Annotated in this window: 6 protein-coding genes; 4 read left to right on the top strand and 2 right to left on the bottom strand. The window is 65.6% G+C overall.

Features of this window, described 5'->3' with window-relative positions; genetic code table 11:
* Positions 1-111: 111 nt before the first annotated feature.
* Positions 112-906 (bottom strand): SDR family NAD(P)-dependent oxidoreductase, encoded by a 795-nt coding sequence (locus NKI99_RS33355; RefSeq protein ID WP_128305500.1) that lies wholly within the window; start codon positions 904-906, stop codon positions 112-114.
* A gap of 208 nt (positions 907-1,114) precedes the next feature.
* On the opposite strand from NKI99_RS33355, the gene NKI99_RS33350 reads away from it, so the two are divergent.
* Positions 1,115-1,570, top strand: a complete 456-nt coding sequence (locus NKI99_RS33350) for a MarR family winged helix-turn-helix transcriptional regulator (RefSeq protein ID WP_352613687.1) — start codon at positions 1,115-1,117, stop codon at positions 1,568-1,570.
* Positions 1,571-1,594: 24 nt separating this feature from the next.
* On the opposite strand, the gene NKI99_RS33345 is transcribed toward NKI99_RS33350, so the two are convergent.
* Positions 1,595-2,773: an MFS transporter gene (locus tag NKI99_RS33345; RefSeq protein WP_128305502.1), complete on the bottom strand. Its 1,179-nt coding sequence runs from the start codon at positions 2,771-2,773 to the stop codon at positions 1,595-1,597.
* Positions 2,774-2,972: 199 nt separating this feature from the next.
* Here NKI99_RS33345 and NKI99_RS33340 point away from each other — a divergent pair, with 199 nt between their 5' ends.
* The 3 genes from NKI99_RS33340 (at position 2,973) to NKI99_RS33330 (ending at position 5,248) form a co-directional block, all read left to right on the top strand.
* Entirely contained in the window at positions 2,973-3,329 is a 357-nt protein-coding gene (locus NKI99_RS33340; protein ID WP_023809703.1) for an ArsR/SmtB family transcription factor, read from the top strand.
* A 76-nt stretch (positions 3,330-3,405) separates the two neighbouring features.
* Positions 3,406-4,170, top strand: a complete 765-nt coding sequence (locus NKI99_RS33335) for a metallophosphoesterase family protein (protein ID WP_352613685.1) — start codon at positions 3,406-3,408, stop codon at positions 4,168-4,170.
* Positions 4,171-4,348: 178 nt separating this feature from the next.
* Complete coding sequence (locus NKI99_RS33330) at positions 4,349-5,248, top strand: SH3 domain-containing protein (RefSeq protein WP_023809704.1); 900 nt, start codon at positions 4,349-4,351, stop codon at positions 5,246-5,248.
* Positions 5,249-5,396: the final 148 nt, after the last annotated feature.

Raw genomic sequence — 5,396 nt, 5'->3', positions numbered from 1 at the left:
GCACGCGATGCGCGCAACGAGTTCGTAATTGCAACTTGACACCCCAGATAGTCGCTCTCCCCCCATTCGTGGGGGCGAGGAACCCAGTTTCTGCTATCGGCCTGGAAACCCTCAAGCCGCGTAGCGGGCCGCCGGCTTGTCGGCGTGCAGGCTGCCGTAGAAGGCCTGCCGGGCACCGAGGAAAATGTCCAGCTTGGCCGGCTCGGCGAGCGCCGGCACGGTGACGGCTTCACCCCTGGCAAGGCCGACAAGGGCCGCATCGACCATATCGTCGGCCGTCATGATGATTTCCTTCGGAAGCTGGTCGATATCGCTGCCGGCAAGCTCCCAGAAATCGGTCCGTGTCGCGCCCGGCAGCACCACCTGCACCTTCACCTCCGTACCCGCGACCTCGCGGTGCAGAGCCTCGGTGAAGTTGACGACATAGGCCTTGGTGCCGCTGTAGATGCCGCCGAACGAGGTCTCATAGGCGAGCACCGAGGCGATGTTGACGACCGCACCTCGGTTGCGCGCCAAAAACCCCGGCAGCACGGCACGGGTCAGCCGCGTCAGGGCGATGACATTGACCTTGATCATGCGTTCGGCAGCGTCCGCATCGGCGGTTGCCACCACGGACTGGCCGCCAAGGCCGGCATTGTTGACCAGCAGCGTCACGCTGTCGTCGCTGGCGATCGCCTGCTCGACGCGGCGGACGTCGTCGTCGTTGGAGAGGTCGGCGCTGATCACGCTGACCTTGCGGCTATAGGTCTGGCGCAGCTTCCCGGCCAGTTCCTCCAGCCGGTCGGCGCGCCGCGCCACCAGCACCAGATCGTAGCCCTGCCCCGCCAGCCGGTCGGCATAGACCGCGCCGATGCCCGACGAAGCACCGGTGACGACCGCCGTGCCCTTGTTGCCCTGTCCACTCATTGTCCTGTTCCTTCTTCGACTGATCTGGTTCGCTTCGACTGATCCGGCGCCGTGGCATCTGCCGCGCTGCCGGAAAGCCGCTTGATTTGAATTAGTGGCATATGCCACTAATCGTGAAGTAGGCATATGCCACTATCTTGTCAATGATACGGACGAGGATTATTTGAGGGTAGCAGCCGGGCCTCATTCGCCGGCGCCAAGGACCATCATGTCAAAGGACAGCTTGCCCGGCCTCACGCTCTGCAACAACGCCGCGCTGCGCCGTGCGGCGCGCAAGCTCGGCAAGTTTTATGATGATGTGGTGGAGCCGTCAGGCCTCAAGGCGACGCAGCAGGGCCTGCTCTACCAGATCCATATCGGCGCCGAGCCGGCGATGGGGGCTATCGCCACGTCGCTGATCATGGACCTGTCGGCGCTCGGCCATACGCTGAAACCACTGATCCGCGACGGCTATGTCGAGACTTTCGCCGATCCGGAGGACGGCCGCGTCAAGCGTGTGCGGCTGACGCCGCAAGGGTTGGCCAAGCTCGAGGCAGCGATGAAGCTGTGGCAAATCGCCCAGCAGCGTTTCGAGGATGTCGTCGGCAGGGACAAGGCTGAAAAGCTGCGCGCGGCGCTGGATGACATCGCCGCGCTGGATTTTGATCTGCCCCCGGCCAGCTGAGCCGGCCGACGGCTTTCAAAGAGATTACTCGGCAGGCATCTCTACAGGCCGAGCCGCCCGGCGGCCGGCCACCACGATGCCAAGCCCGACGATCGGGAAGATCGCGGCGATCAGGCCGAGATCGGCCGGCGCGCCGTAGCGCAGCACGGCACCGCCCACCACCGCGCCGAGTGCGACGCCCAGATAGAGCGCCGAGGCATTGAGCGACAGCACGATCGGGGCGGCATCGGGCGCCAGCTTGATGATGCGGCTGGCCTGCGCCGGCGGGAAGGCCCAGCCGACGATGCCCCACGGCACCATCATCGCCATCAGCGCCGGTCCGGCAATATGCGGCGGCAGAAAGGTCGGGATGACCGACAGCAGGACCAGCATGCCGGCGCTCAGCGCCAACGACCAGCCGACGGTGCGGGTCGCGCCGAACCGGTCGGCGGCCTGGCCGCCGCCAATGTTGCCGATGACGGCGCCGACGCCGAAGGCGAGCAGCATGCCGGGCAGCGCGATCTGGCTGAGACCGCCGCCCTCGATGGCAAGCGGCGCGACATAGGCAAAGACGGTGAAGGCGCCGATCAGCGCCAGCACCGTCGTCAACAGGATCGGCATCACGCCGGGACGCAGCGCTGCCGCCAGCCTGCGCTTCAAGGGCAGCCTGGTGCCAACGATGCCCCGCGGCAGCCGGTACCACAGGATCGCGCCTGCAAGCGCGCCAAGGCCGGCGATGGCAAAAAAGGTGCCGCGCCAGCCGGCAACGGTGGCAACGAGCGCGCCCAGTGGCGCACCCAGTGCAACGGCCACCGTGGTTCCGCCGACGACGACGGCGATGGCACGCGCCCGGTGATGGTCATCGACCAGCGCCACCGCGGTGCCTTGCGCGGTTGCGGCGAACAGGCCCGACGACAGCGCCATGACGATGCGCGCGATCAGCAGCAGTTCGAAGGAGGAACTCAAGGCAGCGGCGATGTTGCCGAGCACGAAGAACACCAGCGTCCACAGGATGACGCGGCGCCGGTCCCATTCGCCTGTCAGCGTCGCCAGGATCGGCGTGCCGATCGCATAGGCGAGCGCAAAGGCGGTGATCAGCGTGCCGGCCAGCGGAATGGAGATGCCGGCATCCGCCGCGATGTCGGGCAGAAGGCTGGAGATGACGAAGCCTTCGGTCGAGATCGTAAACGATCCGAGCGCTAGCCAGAAAAGGCGCTTGTCCATGGCGGGATGTCCTTAGTTCAAAAGTTATTGAACAATTGGACATAATAGGGCATCATGTCAATGAAGCCAGGGAAAAATAGCTGAACCTTCCTGACAGCCCTGTGTCAGCACAGGTCGGCGCGAGACGGAGAAAGGCCGCGTGCGGGCCAACAATGATGGATGCGTTGAAATCGGACCCGACTGTGCTTAGTTTCGAGCCATGACCTTGCCACACCCCAATACGGACCAGATCAGCCTGCCGATCGTGCTTGGCGTGCTCGGCGATCCGACCCGGCTCGCCATCGTGCGCTATCTCGCCAGCAAGCAAGGCGTGCCGCTGAACTGCAGCCAGTTCCTGGATTTCGGCTCGAAGACCAATCTGAGCTACCACCTCGCCAAACTGCGCGAGGCCGGCGTCACCCGTGCCGAGGTGGTCGGCACCAACCGCATGATCACACTGCGCCGCGCCGATCTCGACGCCCGCTTCCCCGGCCTGCTCGACAGCGTCATCGCCGCCGCCGGCAACGATCCGGCAGTGCCGGCGGTCGGCGGCCACGACATCGAAATCCACGCCTGAACGCCGAAGAATTTGGGTTCCTCGCCTTACGGACGTGGGAAAAGGAAAAGCGGCGTCACACAGGAGCCTCCCGAAAATGCGCATCGCCGTCCTCGCCGATATCCACGGCAATGTGCTGGCGCTCGACGCCGTGCTTGACGATCTGAAGCGGCGCGGCGGCGCCGACCTGACCGTCAACCTGGGTGACAGCGTTTCCGGCCCGCTCTGGCCGCGCGAGACGTTTGCGCGGTTGGAGGCGCTGAACCTGCCGACAGTGCGCGGCAACCACGACCGCCGTGTCGCCGCCGACCCCGCTGATGACACCATGTGGCCCTCCGACGCCTATGCGCAGGAGCGGCTGACCGAGACGCAGCGCCAGATGCTTTTCGCCCAGCCGCTGACGCTGGAGATCGCACCCGGAATCATCGCTTTCCACGCCCGTCCCGACCATGACGAGAAATATCTCGCCGATACCATCGTCAATGGCCAGCTGGTGCGTGCGCCGCTGACGGCGATCCGGCGGCGGCTGAAGGCGCTCGACCCGGCTTGCCGCATCGCGCTGTGCGGCCACAGCCACCGCGCGGAACTGATCCGCGTCCCCGATGGTCCCGTCATCTTCAACCCGGGCAGCATCGGCTGCCCCGCCTATGACGATTCCACACCGCCGGCGCATGTCTCCGAGCAGGGCTCGCCGCATGCGCGCTACGGCATCGTCACCTTGGGCAGCAACGGCCAGTCCGACCGCTTCGAGGCCATCGCCGTCGACTACGACCACGAGGCGGCCGCCAGGCAAGCCGAACAGGCGGGCCGGCCGGAATGGGCTCACGCGCTCAGAACAGGGTTCATGCCCATGCCCGGCTGAACGCTCTTGCGTTCATGCCCGGCTGAGTAGGCTCACGGCCTGGCGGGCCGGGTTGGGACCGGCGGAACGGCGAGCCGAATTTTCGGGCTTACATGGCGCCGCGTCGTCCCTTATAAAACCGGCCGGGCTTGCGGCGGGCTCGATCCGCCGCGGCATGATGTCAGCGCACGGCCAAACGATGAGGCGCACAGTTACGCTCCGAACAACCCTGCATGCGCTGATTGCTGCTCCGCTGTTGATGACGGCGTGGCCGGTGATTGCCCCCGCTATGGCTGAAGAGATGGCCCAAGAGGCGCCGGACCTCGTCATCTCCGTCGTCACCGGCCTGGCGCCGGACGATCTTCTCAAGGTCCGCACCACCGCATCGCCGGTCGCCACGGTCGAGGCGCGGCTGAGCAGCGGCGACATGGTCACCAATCTCGGCTGCAACGACATCAACGGCTACAAATGGTGCAAGATCGAGAGCACGGGCAAGGAGAAGCTGAGCGGCTGGGCGCCGGCGCGCTATCTCATCCCCCTCAATCCGGCCCCCTATGTCGAAGGCGAGACAAGACCGGCCGATTCGCCGGTGGTTGCCTCCACCGGCAGCGCCAATGAGGCCGGGCAGGCCTCGGCGCCGGATCAATCGCAGGCCACCGATAGGGCGCCGGTCGCACCGCCCGACCTGACAGCGCGGCTTGGCGGCGCCGGTCCGGCAGTCGAAAGCACGCCAAAATCCGCCGCCGAAATCGGCCGCGCCGCGATGCAGGATGCGTACGTACTGGCGCTGGCGGCGCCTGACGTCCCGCTTGATTCCGTTCCGACGCCGGCTTCTGGCCCCGAGATTCCCTGCGCCCGCTATGTCGGCCAGCCAATGGAGCGCTGCAAGGTCAGCGTGGTGCACACCGCCGACAAGGCGAACATCACTGTGACCTGGCCCGATGGCGGCACGCGCATCATCTCCTTCCGTGCCGGCCAGCCGGCCGGTTCCGACGCGGACGGCAATTTCCGCTTCACTCGGGAGGGCAGCCTCAACATGATACGCATCGGCGAGGCCGAGCGGTTTGAGATTACGGATCAGCTGGCGCTGGGGAATTAGAATTTAGGGGAGTAGGGGAATAAGGGAATAAGGGAGTATGTTTGGAATTCCCTCGAACCCACACCCTATTCCCCTATTCCCCTATTCCCCTATTCCCCTATTCCCCTATTCCCCTATTCCCCTATTCCCCTATTCCCCTATTCCCCTA

The organism is Mesorhizobium sp. M0239, from assembly GCF_040321815.1.
Taxonomy (GTDB): domain Bacteria; phylum Pseudomonadota; class Alphaproteobacteria; order Rhizobiales; family Rhizobiaceae; genus Mesorhizobium.
This window is presented reverse-complemented; position numbering and strand designations above follow the sequence as displayed.